General features: G+C 70.4%; 14 protein-coding genes. 4 read left to right on the top strand and 10 right to left on the bottom strand.

Annotation, left to right across the window (positions count from 1 at the left end):
* Position 1 precedes the first annotated feature (1 nt).
* From H976_RS30000 to H976_RS0112595, 4 genes are all read right to left on the bottom strand, one after another.
* Positions 2–544 (bottom strand): hypothetical protein, encoded by a 543-nt coding sequence (locus tag H976_RS30000; protein ID WP_155918219.1) that lies wholly within the window; start codon positions 542–544, stop codon positions 2–4.
* Between the two features lie 100 nt (positions 545–644).
* Positions 645–1,913: a phosphoribosylamine--glycine ligase gene (purD, locus tag H976_RS0112605; RefSeq protein ID WP_027861835.1), complete on the bottom strand. Its 1,269-nt coding sequence runs from the start codon at positions 1,911–1,913 to the stop codon at positions 645–647.
* 34 nt (positions 1,914–1,947) lie between these two features.
* Positions 1,948–2,781: an SDR family oxidoreductase gene (locus tag H976_RS0112600; RefSeq protein WP_027861834.1), complete on the bottom strand. Its 834-nt coding sequence runs from the start codon at positions 2,779–2,781 to the stop codon at positions 1,948–1,950.
* Positions 2,778–4,121: a cytochrome P450 gene (locus H976_RS0112595; RefSeq protein WP_027861833.1), complete on the bottom strand. Its 1,344-nt coding sequence runs from the start codon at positions 4,119–4,121 to the stop codon at positions 2,778–2,780. The genes H976_RS0112600 and H976_RS0112595 overlap by 4 nt, the downstream gene beginning before the upstream one ends.
* 83 nt (positions 4,122–4,204) lie before the next feature.
* Between H976_RS0112595 and H976_RS26095 the strand changes: the two genes are divergently transcribed.
* On the top strand, positions 4,205–4,822 hold the full coding sequence (locus H976_RS26095; RefSeq protein WP_155918217.1) for a TetR/AcrR family transcriptional regulator: 618 nt from the start codon (positions 4,205–4,207) through the stop codon (positions 4,820–4,822).
* Positions 4,823–4,826: 4 nt separating this feature from the next.
* Here the strand turns inward: H976_RS26095 and H976_RS0112585 are convergent, their stop codons facing one another.
* A complete protein-coding gene (locus H976_RS0112585) occupies positions 4,827–6,107 on the bottom strand; it encodes an adenylosuccinate synthase (protein WP_027861832.1) in 1,281 nt (426 codons plus the stop codon).
* Positions 6,108–6,254: 147 nt separating this feature from the next.
* Here H976_RS0112585 and H976_RS0112580 point away from each other — a divergent pair, with 147 nt between their 5' ends.
* A complete protein-coding gene (locus tag H976_RS0112580; protein WP_155918215.1) occupies positions 6,255–7,151 on the top strand; it encodes a diacylglycerol kinase family protein in 897 nt (298 codons plus the stop codon).
* Between the two features lie 8 nt (positions 7,152–7,159).
* Here the strand turns inward: H976_RS0112580 and mctP are convergent, their stop codons facing one another.
* The 4 genes from mctP to H976_RS0112560 are packed head-to-tail and all read right to left on the bottom strand — an operon-like array spanning position 7,160 to position 10,046.
* Positions 7,160–8,854, bottom strand: a complete 1,695-nt coding sequence (gene mctP, locus H976_RS0112575; RefSeq protein ID WP_027861830.1) for a monocarboxylate uptake permease MctP — start codon at positions 8,852–8,854, stop codon at positions 7,160–7,162.
* Positions 8,851–9,150: a DUF3311 domain-containing protein gene (locus H976_RS26090; RefSeq protein WP_081682866.1), complete on the bottom strand. Its 300-nt coding sequence runs from the start codon at positions 9,148–9,150 to the stop codon at positions 8,851–8,853. The genes mctP and H976_RS26090 overlap by 4 nt, the downstream gene beginning before the upstream one ends.
* A 58-nt stretch (positions 9,151–9,208) precedes the next feature.
* Complete coding sequence (locus tag H976_RS0112565; RefSeq protein WP_027861829.1) at positions 9,209–9,634, bottom strand: DUF3151 domain-containing protein; 426 nt, start codon at positions 9,632–9,634, stop codon at positions 9,209–9,211.
* A 22-nt stretch (positions 9,635–9,656) separates the two neighbouring features.
* Entirely contained in the window at positions 9,657–10,046 is a 390-nt protein-coding gene (locus tag H976_RS0112560; RefSeq protein WP_196804055.1) for a DUF4406 domain-containing protein, read from the bottom strand.
* Between the two features lie 65 nt (positions 10,047–10,111).
* On the opposite strand from H976_RS0112560, the gene H976_RS0112555 reads away from it, so the two are divergent.
* On the top strand, positions 10,112–10,870 hold the full coding sequence (locus H976_RS0112555) for a DeoR/GlpR family DNA-binding transcription regulator (protein WP_027861827.1): 759 nt from the start codon (positions 10,112–10,114) through the stop codon (positions 10,868–10,870).
* Positions 10,871–10,900: 30 nt separating this feature from the next.
* Positions 10,901–12,430: a DHA2 family efflux MFS transporter permease subunit gene (locus H976_RS0112550; protein ID WP_027861826.1), complete on the top strand. Its 1,530-nt coding sequence runs from the start codon at positions 10,901–10,903 to the stop codon at positions 12,428–12,430.
* Between the two features lie 3 nt (positions 12,431–12,433).
* On the opposite strand, the gene fbaA is transcribed toward H976_RS0112550, so the two are convergent.
* The gene (gene fbaA / locus H976_RS0112545; RefSeq protein WP_027861825.1) at positions 12,434–13,465 is read right to left on the bottom strand and encodes a class II fructose-bisphosphate aldolase; all 1,032 of its coding nucleotides are present in this window, start codon (positions 13,463–13,465) and stop codon (positions 12,434–12,436) included.
* Positions 13,466–13,488 lie beyond the last annotated feature (23 nt).

The raw sequence follows: 13,488 nt of genomic DNA, 5'->3' as shown, positions 1-13,488 counted from the left end.
CTCAGGTCGCGGCGTGCTGCCCCAGTCGGAGGGTGCCGAGCCGGAGGACCCAAGGGCGCCCTGGACCGCTGGGGAGACGGTGCCCCTCGAAGGACCCGAACCACTCACCGGGTGGTTCGATCAGCAACCGGGAGCCGTCGCGCAGCCCCACGATGTCGCCGCCGAGCACGACGAAACCGGCCACCGTGGCGACGAACGCAATGCTGCCGTGCGTGCGGATCTGGCAACCCATCTCCCACCAGCTCCAGGGCGAGACCGATCCCCAGCCGCTGCTCAGAGCCTCGATCTGCTCCGCCGGGCAGCGCGTCGGGTCGACCGTGCGTCGGGAGACGAACACTCCAGCGGCACACAGCTCATGGACCTCCGGCCAGGAGATCGTCGGTCGTTCCGCCAGCGCGCGGACCAGCCGCTCCTCGTAGAGCAGGGCAGATCGCGTCCGGAGCGGATCGCCCGCTAGACCCGCTGCCAGGACCCGCTGCCCTTGACCGCGGCTGAGCCCGAGGGGAGACAGCGCCGCGCAGGCTTCCCGAGCGCTCATCAACATGGCTCGACGCTAGGCGTCGGCACCGACAGCACGGCCTGCTTCACAAGTGCTACGTAGTTGGGCCCACGTGGACCCAACTACGTAGCGCTCACCGAAGGGGTCAGACCTCGGCGGCGATGTCGGTGCGCCACTGGGCACCGTCGAAGCTGATCGCGCCCACGCCGTCGTAGGCGCGGGACCGCGCGTCGGCGATGTCCGTGCCGACAGCAGTGACCGCCAGCACCCGGCCGCCGGCGGTCACCAGGTTGCCGTCCAGCAGGGCCGTTCCCGCGTGGATGACGTCCGCCCCGTCCACGGCCTCGGCGCCGGTGATGACGTCTCCCTTGGAGGAGGACTCCGGGTAGCCCGCGCTGGCCATCACCACCGCGACGGCAGCACCCGCCTTCCACCGGGGGGGCTCGACCTCGTGCAGCCGACCCTCGGCCGCGGCGAGCAGGAGGGCGGCGAGGGGCGAGTCGAGCAGGGCGAGCAGCGGCTGGGTCTCGGGGTCACCGAACCGGGCGTTGAACTCGACCACGCGGACGCCGCGCGAGGTGAGCGCGAGTCCGGCGTAGAGCAACCCGGTGAAGGTGGCGCCGCGTCGGGCCATCTCGTCGACGGTCGGTTGGAGGACCCGCTGGTCCACGTCGGCGACGAGGTCCGCCGGCGCCCACGGGAGCGGGGTGTAGGCGCCCATGCCGCCGGTGTTCGGACCTTCGTCGCCGTCGGAGATGCGCTTGAAGTCCTGGGCCGGCAGGAGCGGGTAGACCGTGGTGCCGTCGGTGATCGCGAACAGGGAGACCTCGGGGCCGTCGAGGTACTCCTCGATCACCACCCGGCCGCCCCCGCCACCTTCGCCACCTTCGCCACCTTCGTCGCCCAGGCACTGCGCGGCGTGGGCGGCGGCTGCCTCGCGGTCGTCGGTCACCACGACGCCCTTGCCGGCGGCGAGGCCGTCGTCCTTCACGACGTACGGCGGGCCGAAGGCGTCGAGGGCCGCGGCCACCTCGTCGGTCGTGGTGCAGACGTGCGCCATGGCGGTCGGGACTCCGGCTGAGGCCATCACGTGCTTGGCGAACGCCTTCGAGCCCTCGAGCTCGGCCGCCTCCTGCGAGGGGCCGAAGCAGCTGATGCCGCGGTCGCGGACGGCGTCGGCGACCCCCGCGACCAAGGGCGCCTCGGGACCGACGACGACGAGGTCGGCACCGACCTGCTCGGCGAGCGTCGCGACCGCGTCGCCGTCGAGCTGGTCGACCTCGTGCAGGGTGGCGACGGCGGCGATGCCGGGGTTGCCGGGTGCGGCGTGGACCTCCTCGACGGCCGGGTCGCGGGAGAGGGACAGCGCGAGCGCGTGCTCACGGCCGCCGGAGCCGATGACGAGGACCTTCACGCTGGCAGATGCTAACGGTGGCCGTGGGGCGGACTCAGCCGGCGGGCGGGCGCACCCGCGCCTCGTAGGCGGCCCGCTTCGACTCGTCACGGTCGGCCAGCACGCGATCGGCACCGAAGGCACCGGCGATCTTGTCCTGCAGCCAGCGCGGCAGCACGCCGGTCGCCTTGGTCATGCCGAGCACCCAGCGCGGCACCCACAGCTCCGGGAGTCCGGTACGGATGGTCGTGGCGATCACTTCGGCGACGTCCTGCGCGGTGACGGACTTGACGCCCTTGGCGGCCGGGACGCCGGCGGACAGCTCGGTCTGCACGATCGTGGGGAGTACGACGGACACGTCGATGCCGTGCGGCCTGAGCTCGGCCCGGGTCGCCTCGCTGAAGCCGACCGCTGCGAACTTCGAGGCCGAGTAGGTGGCACCGTCCGCGACCGCGACCCGGCCGACCGCCGAGGCGACGTTGACGATCGCGCCCCGACCCCGCTCCACCATGCCCGGCGCGACCGCCTTGGTGCCGTTGATCAGCCCGTGCACGTTGACGTCGATGATCGCCTTGGTGACGGCGTCGGGCTCCTTGAGGACCGAGCCGAGGGGCATGATGCCGGCGTTGTTCACGAGTACGTCGATCGGGCCGACCTCACCGATCTCGGCCAGGAAGGCCCGCCACGAGTCCGCGTCGGTGACGTCGAGCCGGGCGCCGACGGCACCCCGCCCCACCCGCTCCGCGACCTGCTTGACCAGGACCTCGTCGAGGTCGCCGAGGGCCACCGTGGCGCCCTGGGAGGCCAGCAGCTCGGCCGTCGCCTCACCGATCCCGCGGGCCGCCCCGGTGATCACGACCGTGAGTCCGGAGATGTCGCGCTTGCTCATGAGTGCGTTGTCCTTTCGAGACGACGGAGGGCGACCGGCTGGCCGTCCGAGGGGAACGGGAGTGAGTGGTAGTTCAGCCGGTCGCGGTACGCCGCGTCCACTGTCCAGTCGAAACGGCGGAGCAGCTGGTGCACGATGAGCTTGACCTCCGACCCGGCGAAGGCCATCCCGAGGCACTTGTGCACGCCCCCACCGAACGGCTCCCAGGCGTGCCGGTGGACCTTGTCCTCACGCCGGTGGCTGGCGAACCTCATCGGGTCGAAGACCTCCGGCTGCGGCCAGTACTCCGACATGTGGTGCCCGAGGTGCAGCATCACCGCGACCGGCTGGTCGGCCGGGATGCGTACGCCGAGCACCTCGGTCTCCTTGACCGAGCGCCGCGCCACCACGGGCACCGGCGGGACCAGGCGCAGGCACTCCTTCATGACGAGGTCGAACGACTCCAGCGCGTCGAGCTCGTCGAGGGTCGGGCTGTCGGAGAGTGAGGCCGCCTCGTCGCGGAGGCGCTCGCGCCACCTCGGGTGGGCACCGAGCTGGCGCATCATCGTGGTCACGGTGATGGTCGAGGTGTCGTGGGCCGCCATCAGCAGGAAGATCATGTGGTTGACGACGTCGCTGTCGGAGAGCCCTTCCCCCTCGTCGTCCCGCAGCGAGGCGAGCACGGAGAACAGGTCGTCGCCACCGCCTTCCCGCTTGGCAGCAAGGTGCCGGCCGAAGAACTCCTCCAGCAGGCGACGTCCGCGCATCGCCCGCCCCCACCGGGTGCCGGGCAGTGGGCGGCGTACGAACCCGGTGGCCGCCTGCACGCAGGCCACGAATGCGCGGTTCACCCGCTGGAGCTCGTCGGGCGACGCCAGCTCGGCGCCACCCATGAACACCTGCGTCGCCAGGTCGAGGGTGAGCGACTTCAGGGCCGGGTAGACGCGGAAGTCCGGACGTGGTTCCCAGGCGTCGAGGCCGGTGGCGACCGCCGGGCCGAGCGCCGACACGTAGGACTCGAGCCGGGGTCGGGTGAACGCCTGCTGCATCAGCATCCGGTGCCGGTGATGCTCCTCGAAGTCGAGCAGCATCAGGCCTCGATGGAAGAACGGTCCGACGATCTCGCCCCAGCCTGGTCCGTTGACGAAGGCCTTGTCCTTGTTCTGGAGCGCAGCGGCGCACGCGTCGGGACCGAGCAGCACCGTCGCGCGCCCACCGACGAACTCGAGCTCGGAGACGGGGCCGTAGGCGTCGTACTGCTCGCGCATCAGCCGCAGCGGGTCACGGATGTAGGCCAGGGTGGCGCCCAGGAACGGCGCGCCGCCGCGTCGGTACGGCGCCGGGCGGACGGTCTGCGACATGGCCCTCCGTTTCCCGACCCAGCCGTCTGACAGAATGCCCTGTCAGTTTTGTGGATCGGTCGGGAGGCGTCAAGATGCCGTCCATGAGTTCGGTGGAGCGCAGCTACGGGGGTCGCTCGGCCCAGGAGCGCACCGAGGACCGCCGCGCCCGGCTGGTCGAGGCCGCCATCACCGTGCTGGCCGGCCAGGGCGAACGGGCCACCATGACGGCGATCTGCCAGGAGGCAGGCCTCACCGAGCGCTACTTCTACGAGAGCTTCGCGCACCGCGACGCGGCGCTCGTCGCCGCACTCGAGCGGGTCACCGACGAGATCTCGCGCAACGCCGTCCGGGTGCTCCAGGACACTCCGGGCAGCACCGAAGAGCGGGTGCTCGCGATGGCCCGCGACTTCGCCCACTGGGCGGCGGCCCACCGCGACCGTGCCGTGGTCGCGGTGATGCACGCACGCACGATCGCGGCCCTGCGTCAGCGCCGCAAGGAGCTGGTCGTCACCTTCGCGGAGATCGCCGCGCACGAGGCCGCCGAGCTCTACGGCGACCGCGCGTGGAAGCCGGACCGAGCCCGGGTGCAGGGGATCATCTTCGTCGGTGGTCTGGCGGAGCTGGTCGCCGCGTGGCTCTCCGGCGACGTCGAGCTCGAGCCCGACGGCCTGGCCGACGTGGTGGCCGACCTGTTCGTCGCCCTCGTACGCCGACCCTGAGCCGTCAGCTGACCACGACGGTCTGGTCGCGACCGGGACCGACCCCGACGGCCCAGAACGGCACGCCGGACATGCCCTCGAGCTCGCGCACGTAGCGCTGGGCGTTCTTCGGCAGGTCGTCGAACGCGCGGCAGCCGGAGATGTCCTCGCCCCAGCCGTCGAGGTACTCATAGATCGGCGTCGCCCGGTGGAACTCGGTCTGCGTCATCGGCATCTCGTCGTGCCGGAGCCCGTCGACGTCGTAGGCCACGCAGACCGGCACCCGCTCCCAGCTGGAGAGCACGTCGAGCTTGGTCATGAACAGCTCGGTGAGCCCGTTGACGCGGGCGGAGTAACGCGCGACCACGGCGTCGTACCAACCGCAGCGGCGGTCGCGGCCGGTCGACACGCCGACCTCACCACCGATGCGCCACAGCTTCTCGCCGTCCTCGTCGAACAGCTCGGTCGGGAACGGCCCCGAACCGACCCGCGTCGTGTAGGCCTTGATGACGCCGATGATCCGGTCGATCCGGGTCGGGCCGACGCCGGCTCCGACGCAGACGCCGCCGGAGACCGGGTTGCTGCTGGTGACGAACGGGTAGGTGCCGTGGTCGACGTCGAGCATCGTCGCCTGGGCGCCTTCGAAGAGCACCGTCTTGCCGTCGTCGAGCGCCTGGTTGAGCAGCAGCGAGGTGTCGGCGACCATCGGCTGCAGTCGCTCGGCGTACCCGCGGAGGTCCTCGACCACCTCGTCGACGGAGATGGCCCGGCGGTTGTAGACCTTGGTGAGCAGGTGGTTCTTGACCTCGAGCGCGGCCTCGACCTTCTCGCTCAGGATCCCCTCGTCGAAGATGTCGGCGATCCGGATGCCGACCCGGTTGATCTTGTCGGCGTACGCCGGACCTATGCCGCGACCCGTCGTACCGATCTTGTTCTTGCCGAGGAAGCGCTCGGTGACCTTGTCGACGATCGAGTGGTACGACGCGATCACGTGGGCGTTCGAGCTGACCACGAGCTGGCCCATCGGCACCTGGCGCTCGATCAGCGCGTCGAACTCGCGGAACAGCGCCTCCGGCGAGACCACCACCCCGTTGCCGATCACGGAGGTGCAGCCGGGCGTGAGGATCCCGCTCGGCAGCAGATGGGTGGCGAACTTCTGGCCGTCGACCACGATCGTGTGGCCGGCGTTGTGGCCCCCGCTCGTGCGGACGCAGAAGTCGATGGCGTCCTCGGTGGTGAGCAGGTCGGTCGCCTTGCCCTTGCCCTCGTCGCCCCACTGGGCTCCGAGCACCACGATTCCGGGCATAGTGCTGGCCCTCCAACAAATGGATTCCGGACGTCCCGCGCCCCCATGACGAGAGCCCGGGTGCAACAGCACCGGGCTCTTGCGACCACACGCTACCAAGGACTGTGCCTGGACCTCCATCCGGCGAAGCACGTCTAGGGTGACGGCGTGGATCCGCTGCTCCTCATCACCAACACCGACGCCGGTGGCGCTCAGCACGACGCCCTCGAGGTGGCGCTCGGCGTGCTGCGGGAGGACGCCGACGTCGAGGTCGCCACCACCAGCAACCCCGGTGAGCTCGACGGCGTGCTGCACCGCGCCGGCTGCCGCTCGATCGTGGTGGCCGGGGGCGACGGCAGCCTGCACGCCGTGGTCAGTGCCCTGCACCGGCGCCACGAGCTCGCCGAGCGCACCCTCGGGCTGATCCCGCTCGGCACCGGCAACGACTTCGCGCGCGCCCTGGGGCTACCCCTCGATCCGGCGGAGGCAGCCGCTGCACTGTTGGCCGGCACACCACGCCGGATGGACCTCATCGTCGACGAGCTGGGCGGGGTCGTCGTCAACAGCGTGCACGCGGGCGCCAGCGCCCAGGCGAGCCGTCGCGGCGCCCGCTGGAAGGAGCGGCTGGGACCGTACGGCTTCGGGATCCTCGGCTACCCCATCGGCGCGGCCCTGTCCTCGATCAAGCCGCCGTTCGTCCGGCTGCGGATCGAGGCCGACGGGGAGGTCGTCTCGGACATGGACAAGCACATCTTGATGGTCGCCATCGGCAACGGCACCAGCGTGGGCGGCGGCACCGAGCTCACCCCGGATGCCGACCCCTCCGACGGCCGGCTCGACGTGATGGTGTCGATGGCGACCGGTCCGCTCGAGCGGTTCGGGTATGCCTGGCACCTCCGCGAGGGCGACCACACCGAGCGCGACGACGTCATCGCCCTGCGGGCCAAGCAGGTGACCATCTCCGGTGAGGACTTCTTCCTCGCCGCCGACGGCGAGATCAGCGGCCCCGAGCGCCGCCGCTCCTGGCACCTCGAACCAGGTGCCTACGCCTTGCTCGTCCCGTAGTCGTTCGGTTACGCCGACGTCGGATCAGCCTCGTTGACCTCCCGCGCTGCCTTGTCCTTCTCCACGCGCGGGTCGCCGGCGTCGGCGAAGTAGTCGCCCGTCGTCGTCTCGTCGGACCCGTTGGAGAACTTCATCGTCCGCAGCACCGCCGACAGCACGACGGCGACGGCCACGTTCAGCACGAACGCCGTGACCGCGATGTAGCCCATCTGCTCGATCGACGGGATCGTCTTCAGCGAGCCACCGAAGTGCTTGGTCACCGGACTCGCGACCTGGTACGCCGCAACGGTGCCGTAGATCATGCCGACCGCCCACCCGGCGAGCAGCGCGTAGCGGTGGAACCACCGCGTGTAGAGGCTGAACACGATGGCCGGGAACGTCTGCAGGATCCAGATGCCGCCGAGCAGCTGGAAGTTGATGGCGTTCTGGTTGTCGAGCGTCAGCACGAAGAGCAGCGCGAACGCCTTGACTGCCAGAGAGGCGAGCTTGGAGACCTTCGCCTCTTCCGCGACGGTGGCGTTCGGTTTGATCCACTCCTTGTAGATGTTGCGCGTGAACGTGTTCGCCGCGGCGATCGACATGATCGCCGCCGGCACCAGTGCCCCGATCGCGACCGCGGCGAAGGCCACGCCGGCGAACCAGCTCGGGAAGGAGTCCTCGAACAGCTGCGGGATCACCAGCTGCGGGTTGGGCTTGCCGTCCGCACCCACGGGCTTGGTACCCGCGGCGATGGCGACCCAGCCCAGCAGGGCGAGGAGCCCTAGGACGAAGGAGTACGCCGGCAGGATCGCGGAGTTGCGCCGGATCGTCTTGCGACTCTCGGAGGAGAGCGTCGCCGTGACCGAGTGGGGATACATGAACAGCGCCATCGCCGAGCCCAGGGCGAGCGTGGCGTAGGCCCAGTAGCCGGGCACGGTCGCCGAGCCGGCACCGGGGATGAACGTCCCGGTGGGCTTGCCCGTTGCCGGGTTCGTCGAGCTCATCTTGTCCTGGGCGGCGTCGAAGATGTGCCCCCAGCCACCGAACTTGTGAGGCAGGTAGACGATCGCGACGATGATCACGAGGTAGATCAGCGCGTCCTTCACGAACGCGATCACGGCCGGCGCACGCAGCCCCGAGGTGTAGGTGTACGCCGCCAGCAGCACGAACGCGACCAGCAGCGGCAGGTCCTTGGCCAGCCAGTTGTCGCTGCCCCCGAGCCCGACCACCTCGAGGACTGCCTCGATGCCGACCAGCTGCAGGGCGATGTAGGGCATCGTCGCGATGAACCCGGTCACCGCGACCGCGAGCGAGAGCACCCGGGAGTCGTAGCGCCCGCGCACGAAGTCGGCGGTCGTCACGTAGCCGTGGCGGTGGCTGACCGACCACAGCCGCGCCATGAAGATGAAGATGATCGGGTAGAGGATGATCGTGTACGGCACAGCGAAGAAGCCGGCGACCGAGCCGGTGGCGAACATCGCGGCCGGCACGGCGATGAACGTGTAGGCCGTGTAGAGGTCACCGCCCAGCAGGAACCAGGTGATCCAGGTGCCGAACTTGCGGCCGCCCAGCCCCCACTCGTCGAGCGAGTCCAGGTTGTCGCCTCGCTTGAACCGGGTCGCCATGAAGCCGAGCACGGTCACCACGGCGAACAGCACGATCAGCACGAGGAGGGCAACCCCGTCGACGCCACCGGCTGCCAGGGGCACGAGCAGGGGATTCATCGCTCGTCCTCCCCGTCAGCGTCGGGCGCGTGGCCCGTCGTACCGGCGCGGGGCTTGCGGGCGGCCAGCACGATGCGGTGGGCGGCGTAGGTGAGCGCGGCGGTGATGAACACCCAGAGGAACTGGTACCAGAAGAAGAACGGGACCCCGCCGAGCTTGGGCGTCTCACGGGCGTAGCTGCTCACCCAGCAGAGGGCCACGATCGGGATGGCCAGCAGGACGCCGGCGAGGACGAGGAGGCCCTTGTTGGTCGGTGGCACGCCATCAGCGGCCCCGCCCGAGCGAGTGTGTGACATGGCACCCAACTCTAGACCGAATGTGACTCCCGTCTCATCCGCGGCAGCGAATGTCTCGTCAGCGCAGCGCCTCGTACGCCTCGGGACTCGAGTCGCGCAGGAACTGCTCGCACCGGTTGCGCTCGTGGTCCTCGCCGATGCGACCGGCGGCCTCGGTCAGGGCGGCGAGCGCACGCAGGAACCCCCGGTTGGGCTCGTGCTCCCACGGCACCGGACCGTGGCCCTTCCACCCGTTGCGGCGCAGCAGGTCGAGGCTGCGGTGGTAGCCGACGCGGGCATAGGCGTACGCCGTCACGTCGTCGACCGCCCCGTCGCCCAGTGCTGCCTCGGCGAGGGTGGCCCAGGCGAGGGGCGACTCCGGGTGGCGGCGTACGACGTCGTGGGGATCGTCGCCCGCGGCCAGCTCGTCGGCGGCCGGGTCGACGGGAAGCAGCGTCGGGGGCGGGCCGGCCATCAGGTCGCGGCCGAGGGGCGAGTCAGTCATGCGCCGATCGTCGCACGCAGCCTCAGGCCTGCTCGAGGACGGGGGCGGCGTACCCCGGGATGTCCTCGACGCGCTCGTAGACCGGCAGGCCGCGCTCCCGGGCGATGCGCACGTCCTGGTCCGCGCCCGTGCTGGCGCCGGGCAGGCGGAGGACGGCGTCGCAGTGCGGCAGCAGCCGCTCGGCGGTCGGGTACAAGACCTGCTCGGAGACGGCATCGCCGACACCCGCGGAACCGGCGCCGCGCATCACCGGCAGGGCGACCCACTCCCCGATCATCGGCACGTGGCCGGCGCGGAAGACCGGCCAGGCCGCCTCCTCGAGGGCACGAAGGTTGGCGGCGAGGAGGTCGGGGTCGTCGCCGGTGCCGGAGCGGTAGGGACCGGCGATCAGGATCATCAGTGGAGGGGTCATGGCGGTACAGTAACGTGCAGAAACGTGCAAAGACAAGAAGAAACGTGCAGATGTAAGGTGACGCCGTGCTCGCTGCCCAGCGCAAGGACCTGATCCTCGCCACCCTGCGCACCGAGGGACGCGTGGTCGCCAAGGAGCTCGCGGCCGAGCTCGAGCTCTCCGAGGACACCATCCGCCGCGACCTGCGGGAGCTCGCCGCCGACGGCCGGCTGCACCGGGTGCACGGCGGTGCCTTGCCGGCCTCCCCCGCCGTCGCCGACTTCACCGTGCGCACCGGCATCCGGCAGGACGCGAAGGTCGCGGTCGGTCGCCTGGCCGCTGGCCTGGTCCGGCCGGGACAGACGGTGGCGGTCGATGGCGGTACGACGGCCCAGCAGCTCGTCCGCCACCTGGCCGCCGACCTCCGGGCCACCGTGGTCACGCACAGCCCGACCATCGCCGTGGAGCTCGCCACCCACCCCTCGGTCGAGGTGATCATCGTCGGCGGCCGGCTCTTCAAGCACTCGGTCGTGGCGGCCGGCGCCGCGGCCCACGAGGCGATCGGCCGGATCAGCGCCGACCTGTTCTTCCTCGGTGTCACCGGCATCCATCCCACCGCCGGGTTGACGACCGGCGACGCCGACGAGGCCGCCATCAAGCGAGCCTGGACCCAGCGAGCAGGTGAGACCTACGTGCTCGGCAGCGGGGAGAAGATCGGAGCCGCCTCCGCCTTCGAGGTGGTGCCGCTCGACGCGGTCACCGCCGTGCTCACCGACGCCGACGCCCCGGAGCGCGGTGTCGCGGAGCTCCGCACCGCTGGAGTCGAGGTCATCCGGGCGGGATGAACTGTCAGTCCTCGGGTGTTGGCTACTGACATGGCCGAGACCTCTGCGCGCCCGCAGGCGCCCGCCGACCCAGGCGTCCCCGACGTCAACCCGTGGCCCGCGCTGTTCGCGCTGTGCATCGGGTTCTTCATGATCCTGGTCGACACCACCATCGTCTCGGTGGCGACGCCCGCGATCATCGCCGACCTCGACGCCGACGTGAACTCCGTGGTCTGGGTGACCAGCGCCTACCTGCTGGCCTACGCCGTGCCGGTGCTGATCACCGGTCGGCTCGGCGACCGGTTCGGGCCGAAGAACCTCTACCTGCTCGGCCTGACCGTGTTCACCCTCTCCTCGCTGGCCTGCGGGCTGACCGGCACCATCGAGGGCCTGATCATCGCGCGGGTCTTCCAGGGGCTCGGTGCCGCCATGATCACGCCGCAGACGATGGCCATCATCACCCGCATCTTCCCCTCCGAGCGTCGTGGCCAGGCGATGGCGCTGTGGGGTGCCACCGCCGGCGTCGCCACCCTGGTCGGGCCGATCCTCGGCGGCGTCCTGGTCGACGCCCTCGGCTGGGAGTGGATCTTCTTCATCAACGTGCCGGTCGGCATCGTCGGCTTCGCGCTGGCCTGGCGACTGGTGCCCCGGCTGCCCACTCACTCCCACAAGTTCGACTGGCTCGGGGTCGCCCTGTCCGGCATCGGCATGTTCATGCTCGTGTTCGGCATCCAGGAGGGTCACCAGTACGACTGGGGCACCATCAACGGGATCGTCACGGTGCCTGCTCTCATCGTGGGCGGCATCGTGGTGTTCGCCATCTTCATCTGGTGGCAGGCCCACAACCGCAACGAGCCGTTGGTGCCGCTCTCCCTGTTCCGCGACCGCAACTTCAGCCTCGCCAACGTCGCCATCTCGGTGATGGGTTTCTCGATCACGGCCCTGGCCTTCCCCCTCATGCTCTACGCCCAGCTCGTCCGCGGGCTCTCGCCCACCAAGTCGGCCCTGCTGCTCGTGCCGATGGCGATCATGTCGATCGTGCTCGCCCCCTGGGTCGGCAAGCTGACCGACTCGGTGCACCCGCGCCTGATCACCGGCTTCGGCTTCGCCAGCGCCTTCGTCTCGCTGGTCTGGCTCGTCCAGGTGATGACACCCGACTCGGCGACCTGGGAGATCCTGCTCCCGATGGCCCTGCTCGGCATCGGTAACGCGTTCATCTGGGCCCCGACGTCGGCCACCGCGACGCGCAACCTGCCGATGCGCCAGGCCGGTGCGGGTGCGGGTGTCTACAACGCCACGCGACAGGTCGGTGCGGTGCTGGGTTCGGCGGCGATCGCCGTACTCATGGACTCGCGCCTGGCCGCGCAGGGCCTGAACTTCGAGCCCAGCGAGGCCGGGGGCGGCAACCTGCCCGCCCAGGTGTTCCAGCCGTTCAGCGACGCGATGGCGCAGTCGATGCTGCTCCCGGCGGCGGCCCTGGTGCTGGGTTTCCTGGCCGCCATCTCCTTCGCCCGGCCGGTCCACCAGATCCGGACGCAGCCGGCCGCGGCGCCCAGCGAAGCGGCGGCCGAACCGGCCTGACCGTCAGCCGATCGAGTGGCCGGTGCTGCTCAGGTTGGTGCAGGCCTCGACGACACGGGCAGCCATGCCTGCCTCGGCGGCCTTGCCCCACGCACGCGGGTCGTAGACCTTCTTGTTGCCGACCTCGCCGTCGATCTTGAGCACCCCGTCGTAGTTGCTGAACATGTGCCCGGCGACCGGTCGGGTGAAGGCGTACTGGGTGTCGGTGTCGACGTTCATCTTGATCACGCCGTACTCCACCGCGGCAGCGATCTCCTCGGCGGTGGATCCGGAGCCTCCGTGGAAGACCAGGTCGAACGGCTTGGACCCGGCCTCGAGACCGAGCTTCTCGACGACGGCGTCCTGCGCCTTCTTGAGGATCTCGGGACGCAGCTTGACGTTGCCGGGCTTGTAGACGCCGTGCACGTTGCCGAAGGTGAGCGCGGTCAGGTAGCGGCCCTTCTCGCCGGTGCCGAGCGCCGCGACGGTGGCCAGGGCGTCGTCGGTGGTGCTGTAGAGCTGCTCGCCCCCGCCGCCCTCGACGCCGTCCTCCTCGCCGCCGACGACACCGATCTCCACCTCGAGCACGATCTTGGCCTCGGCGGCCTGGGCGAGGAGCTCCTGTGCGATCTGCAGGTTCTCCTCGAGGGGTACGGCGGAGCCGTCCCACATGTGCGACTGGAACAGGGGATCCTGGCCGGCGCGCACCCGCTCGACCGAAATCGCGAGCAGCGGGCGGACGAACCCGTCGAGCTTGTCCTTGGGGCAGTGGTCGGTGTGCAGCGCGACGTTGACCGGGTACTTCTTCGCGACCTCGGCGGCGTACGCCGCGAAGGCGACCGAGCCGGTGACCATGTCCTTGACGGTCGGCCCCGAGAGGTACTCCGCCCCGCCGGTCGAGACCTGGATGATCCCGTCGCTGCCGGCCTCGGCGAACCCCGCGAGCGCAGCGTTCAGGGTCTGGGAGGAGGACACGTTGATCGCCGGGAACGCGAACGACTTCGCCTTCGCGGCATCGAGCATCTCGGCGTACTTCTCAGGGGTGGCGATCGGCATGTCCCAACCCTAGATGATCTGCC

It is taken from the genome of Marmoricola sp. URHB0036 (genome assembly GCF_000426045.1).
GTDB lineage: Bacteria > Actinomycetota > Actinomycetes > Propionibacteriales > Nocardioidaceae > Marmoricola.
This window is presented reverse-complemented; position numbering and strand designations above follow the sequence as displayed.

Bases quoted from the DNA above. Each gene is read 5' to 3' on its own strand.
- H976_RS0112550 (WP_027861826.1), top strand. From the start codon at position 10,901: ATGGCCGAGACCTCTGCGCGCCCGCAGGCGCCCGCCGACCCAGGCGTC.
- H976_RS0112560 (WP_196804055.1), bottom strand. From the start codon at position 10,046: ATGACCCCTCCACTGATGATCCTGATCGCCGGTCCCTACCGCTCCGGC.
- mctP (WP_027861830.1), bottom strand. From the start codon at position 8,854: ATGAATCCCCTGCTCGTGCCCCTGGCAGCCGGTGGCGTCGACGGGGTT.
- H976_RS0112565 (WP_027861829.1), bottom strand. From the start codon at position 9,634: ATGACTGACTCGCCCCTCGGCCGCGACCTGATGGCCGGCCCGCCCCCG.
- H976_RS30000 (WP_155918219.1), bottom strand. From the start codon at position 544: ATGTTGATGAGCGCTCGGGAAGCCTGCGCGGCGCTGTCTCCCCTCGGG.
- H976_RS0112595 (WP_027861833.1), bottom strand. From the start codon at position 4,121: ATGTCGCAGACCGTCCGCCCGGCGCCGTACCGACGCGGCGGCGCGCCG.
- H976_RS0112600 (WP_027861834.1), bottom strand. From the start codon at position 2,781: ATGAGCAAGCGCGACATCTCCGGACTCACGGTCGTGATCACCGGGGCG.
- fbaA (WP_027861825.1), bottom strand. From the start codon at position 13,465: ATGCCGATCGCCACCCCTGAGAAGTACGCCGAGATGCTCGATGCCGCG.
- H976_RS0112585 (WP_027861832.1), bottom strand. From the start codon at position 6,107: ATGCCCGGAATCGTGGTGCTCGGAGCCCAGTGGGGCGACGAGGGCAAG.
- H976_RS26090 (WP_081682866.1), bottom strand. From the start codon at position 9,150: ATGTCACACACTCGCTCGGGCGGGGCCGCTGATGGCGTGCCACCGACC.
- H976_RS26095 (WP_155918217.1), top strand. From the start codon at position 4,205: ATGAGTTCGGTGGAGCGCAGCTACGGGGGTCGCTCGGCCCAGGAGCGC.